Source organism: Dietzia sp. DQ11-38-2, from assembly GCF_014145055.1.
Taxonomy (GTDB): Bacteria; Actinomycetota; Actinomycetes; order Mycobacteriales; family Mycobacteriaceae; genus Dietzia.
Map to the genome: position 1 here is coordinate 2074 of NZ_JAALDW010000412.1, position 4136 is coordinate 6209.

At 67.7% G+C, this 4136-nt stretch carries 9 protein-coding genes; all 9 read left to right on the forward strand.

The genetic code is table 11. From position 1 onward, the window contains the following. The coding region (rplD, locus tag G6026_RS17470) for a 50S ribosomal protein L4 (RefSeq protein ID WP_241728083.1) at positions 1–409 on the forward strand (409 nt) is incomplete at its 5' end. Continuing rightward, positions 406–708 carry a 50S ribosomal protein L23 gene (gene rplW, locus G6026_RS13425; RefSeq protein WP_095717595.1) on the forward strand — a complete coding sequence of 101 codons (303 nt, stop codon included), beginning with the start codon at positions 406–408 and terminating at the stop codon, positions 706–708. The genes rplD and rplW, both read left to right, overlap by 4 nt. A 31-nt stretch (positions 709–739) precedes the next feature. Then, positions 740–1576: a 50S ribosomal protein L2 gene (gene rplB / locus G6026_RS13430; RefSeq protein WP_107757059.1), complete on the forward strand. Its 837-nt coding sequence runs from the start codon at positions 740–742 to the stop codon at positions 1574–1576. 14 nt (positions 1577–1590) lie between these two features. After that, positions 1591–1872: a 30S ribosomal protein S19 gene (gene rpsS, locus G6026_RS13435; protein WP_017838195.1), complete on the forward strand. Its 282-nt coding sequence runs from the start codon at positions 1591–1593 to the stop codon at positions 1870–1872. Continuing rightward, on the forward strand, positions 1869–2309 hold the full coding sequence (gene rplV / locus G6026_RS13440; protein WP_107757058.1) for a 50S ribosomal protein L22: 441 nt from the start codon (positions 1869–1871) through the stop codon (positions 2307–2309). Before rpsS ends, rplV begins: the two co-directional genes overlap by 4 nt. After that, positions 2310–3143 carry a 30S ribosomal protein S3 gene (gene rpsC, locus G6026_RS13445; RefSeq protein ID WP_017838197.1) on the forward strand — a complete coding sequence of 278 codons (834 nt, stop codon included), beginning with the start codon at positions 2310–2312 and terminating at the stop codon, positions 3141–3143. Positions 3144–3146: 3 nt separating this feature from the next. Further along, positions 3147–3563, forward strand: a complete 417-nt coding sequence (gene rplP, locus G6026_RS13450) for a 50S ribosomal protein L16 (protein ID WP_017838198.1) — start codon at positions 3147–3149, stop codon at positions 3561–3563. Beyond that, positions 3563–3793: a 50S ribosomal protein L29 gene (gene rpmC / locus G6026_RS13455; RefSeq protein WP_017838199.1), complete on the forward strand. Its 231-nt coding sequence runs from the start codon at positions 3563–3565 to the stop codon at positions 3791–3793. The genes rplP and rpmC overlap by 1 nt, the downstream gene beginning before the upstream one ends. After that, on the forward strand, positions 3790–4086 hold the full coding sequence (rpsQ, locus tag G6026_RS13460) for a 30S ribosomal protein S17 (RefSeq protein WP_197431415.1): 297 nt from the start codon (positions 3790–3792) through the stop codon (positions 4084–4086). Before rpmC ends, rpsQ begins: the two co-directional genes overlap by 4 nt. Positions 4087–4136 lie beyond the last annotated feature (50 nt).

Consider the following 4136-nt stretch of genomic DNA (forward strand, 5'->3'; position numbering starts at 1 on the left):
CCACGGCCCCAAGCCGCGTGACTACTCGCAGCGCACGCCCAAGAAGATGAAGGCCGCCGCCCTCCGCGGGGCCCTGTCCGACCGGGCCGCGAACGATCGCATCCACGTGGTCACCGAGGTCGTCGAGGGCCAGACCCCGTCGACGGCGGGCGTGCGGGACTTCCTCGCGAGCCTGTCGGACCGCAAGAAGTTCCTGCTCGTGGTGGGCCGCGAGGACATCGCGGCGTGGCGTTCGGTGGGCAACCTGGACAACGTCCATCCCATCGCCCCGGATCAGCTGAACACCTACGACGTGCTGAACGCAGACGACGTCGTGTTCACGGTCGAGGCTCTGGACGCGTTCGTCTCGCAGGCCAGCAAGCGTGCCGCAGGCACGGAGAACACCGCCGCGAAGGAGGCCGACAAGTGAGCACCGTCGCCGATCCCCGGGACGTGATCATCGCCCCGGTCGTCTCCGAGAAGGCCTACGGCCTGCTCGAGCAGGGCGTGTACACGTTCCTGGTCGCCCCGGACGCCAACAAGACGCAGATCAAGATCGCCCTCCAGGAGATCTTCGGCGTCACCGTTGAGTCCGTCAACACCGCCAACCGTCAGGGCAAGCGCAAGCGCACCCGCACCGGGTTCGGACAGCGCAAGAGCACCAAGCGCGCCATCGTGACCCTCGCGGCCGACAGCAAGCCCATCGAGATCCCGGGTCTGACCGCCTGACGGCGGGACGAGTTAAGGACGAGAGAACCTCATGGCTATCCGCAAGTACAAGCCCACGACGCCCGGCCGTCGCGGCTCGAGCGTCTCGGACTTCGCCGAGATCACGCGCTCGACGCCCGAGAAGTCGCTGCTTCGCCCACTACACAAGACCGGTGGCCGTAACGGCCACGGTCGCATCACCACCCGCCACAAGGGCGGTGGACACAAGCGCCAGTACCGCGTCATCGACTTCCGTCGCAACGACAAGGACGGCGTCGACGCCACCGTCGCGCACATCGAGTACGACCCCAACCGCACCGCCAACATCGCCCTCCTGCACTACGCGGACGGCGAGAAGCGGTACATCCTCGCCCCGCGCAACCTCAAGCAGGGCATGAAGGTCGAGTCGGGTGTCGGTTCCGACATCAAGGTCGGCAACAACCTGCCGCTGCGCAACATCCCCGCCGGTACCGTCGTGCACGCCGTGGAGCTCCGCCCCGGCGGCGGCGCCAAGATGGCCCGCGCCGCGGGTGCCGGGATCCAGCTGCTCGGCAAGGAGGGCGCGTACGCCTCCCTCCGGATGCCGTCCGGTGAGATCCGCCGGGTCGACGTCCGCTGCCGCGCGACGATCGGCGAGGTGGGCAACGCCGAGCAGGGGAACATCAACTGGGGCAAGGCCGGCCGCATGCGGTGGAAGGGCGTCCGCCCGACCGTCCGCGGCGTCGTGATGAACCCCGTCGACCACCCGCACGGTGGTGGCGAGGGCAAGACGTCCGGTGGACGTCACCCCGTCAGCCCGTGGGGCCAGCCCGAGGGCCGGACCCGCAAGCCCAACAAGGCGAGCGACAAGATGATTGTCCGCCGCCGTCGCACCGGTAAGAAGCGCTAAGGAGGGAAACTAGGATGCCTCGTAGTCTCAAGAAGGGTCCGTTCGTCGACGAACACCTCCTCGCGAAGGTGGACGCGCAGAACGACAAGGGTACCCATCAGGTCATCAAGACCTGGTCGCGTCGCTCGACGATCCTGCCCGATTTCATCGGCCACACGTTCGCCGTCCACGACGGCCGCAAGCATGTGCCCGTGTTCGTGTCCGATTCCATGGTGGGTCACAAGCTCGGCGAGTTCGCGCCGACGCGCACGTTCAAGGGGCACATCAAGGACGATCGGAAGAGTAAGCGTCGATGAGCACTGATACCAGCAAGACCGCCGAAGGCACGGCGCAGGAGGAGCAGAAGCTCACCGCCCGGGCCACCGCCAAGTTCGTCCGCGTCACGCCCATGAAGGCGCGTCGCGTGATCGACCTGATCCGGGGCAAGGACGCCTCCGACGCGCTGGACATCCTGCGGTTCGCCCCGCAGTCCGCCAGCGAGCCGGTCGGCAAGGTCCTCGCGTCCGCCATGGCGAACGCCGAGAACAACCTCGACCTGGATCCCCGGACCCTCGTCGTGTCGGCCGCGTTCGCCGACGAGGGCCCGACCCTGAAGCGGTTCCGTCCGCGTGCCCAGGGTCGTGCGTTCCGCGTGCGTAAGCGCACGAGCCACATCACCGTCGAGGTGACCAGCGTGCCCGAGAAGGCCGGTTCCGCCGGCCGGGGTCGTCGTAACCAGGGAGGTGCCCGCTAAATGGGACAGAAGATCCAGCCGCACGGCTTCCGTCTCGGCATCACCTCGGACTGGACGTCCAAGTGGTACGCCGACAAGCAGTACGCGGACTACGTCGCCGAGGACATCAAGATCCGTCAGCTCCTGTCCAAGGGCATGGAGCGGGCCGGCATCTCGGGCGTGGACATCTCCCGCACCCGTGACCGGGTCAACGTGGACATCCACACCGCCCGCCCGGGCATCGTGATCGGTCGCCGGGGTGCCGAGGCCGACCGTCTCCGTGGCGAGCTCGAGAAGCTCACCGCGAAGCAGGTCCACCTCAACATCCTCGAGATCAAGAACACCGAGGCCGACGCCCAGCTCGTGGCGCAGGGGATCGCGGAGCAGCTGTCCAACCGCGTGGCGTTCCGTCGCGCGATGCGCAAGGGCATCCAGTCCGCGATGCGTCAGCCCCAGGTCAAGGGCATCAAGGTGGTCTGTTCGGGCCGTCTCGGCGGTGCCGAGATGTCGCGTTCGGAGCGCTACCACGAGGGTCGCGTCCCGCTCCACACCCTGCGTGCCGAGATCGACTACGGCACCTACGAGGCCAAGACCACCTTCGGTCGTATCGGCGTCAAGGTGTGGATCTACAAGGGTGACGTCGTCGGCGGGCGTCGCGAGTCCGACCAGTACGCCCAGTCCAGCAACCGCGGCGGAGCCGACCGGGGACCCCGCCGTGAGCGTGGCGCGGGCCGGCCGCGTCGTTCCGGCGCCCAGGGGACCACCGCCACCAGCACCGAGACCGGCCGCGCCGGTTCCGGTTCGGCTGCCGAGGCACCCGCCCAGGCTCCGCAGAATCAGACCAGGGAGGCGTGAGAAGTGCTCATCCCCAAGCGCGTCAAGCACCGCAAGCAGCACCACCCCGGCCGCAGTGGCGGGGCCAAGGGCGGCACCAAGGTGACGTTCGGTGAGTACGGCATCCAGGCCCTCGAGCCCGCGTACGTCACCAACCGTCAGATCGAGTCCGCTCGTATCGCGATCAACCGCCACATCAAGCGTGGCGGCAAGGTGTGGATCAACATCTACCCCGATCGTCCGCTGACCAAGAAGCCCGCCGAGGTCCGCATGGGTTCCGGTAAGGGATCCGTCGAGTGGTGGGTGGCCAACGTCAAGCCGGGTCGCATCCTGTTCGAGATGTCGTACCCCAACGAGGAGACCGCACGCGAGGCACTGCGCCGCGCGCAGCACAAGCTCCCGTGCAAGACCCGTATCGTGACCCGGGAGGAGCAGTTCTGATGGCTAGTGGAACCACCGCCCCCGAGTTGCGCGAACTCGACGCCGATGCGCTCACCGCGCGTCTCCGTGAGGCCAAGGAGGAGCTGTTCAACCTGCGCTTCCAGATGGCCACGGGTCAGCTGACCAACAACCGTCGCCTGCGGGTCGTCCGTCACGACATCGCACGCATCTACACCGTCATCCGCGAGCGCGAGCTCGGGCTGTCGGCGGCGCCGGGTGATGCCAAGTGAGTGACAAGGAAGCAGCCGTGACTGAGGCCAGCGAGAACATCGAGCGCAACAGCCGCAAGGTGCGCATCGGGTACGTCGTGTCCGACAAGATGGACAAGACCATCGTCGTCGAGCTCGAGGACCGCGTGAAGCACGCGCTCTACGGCAAGATCATGCGCCGTACCGAGCGGGTGAAGGCTCACGACGAGACCAACGACGCCGGAGTCGGCGACCGCGTGCGGATCATGGAGACCCGCCCGCTGTCCGCCACCAAGCGGTACCGCCTCGTCGAGGTCCTGGAGCGCGCGAAGTAAGACCCGCTCCTGTGACATCCGCCGGCCCGGCCCCGAGACCTCGGGGCCGG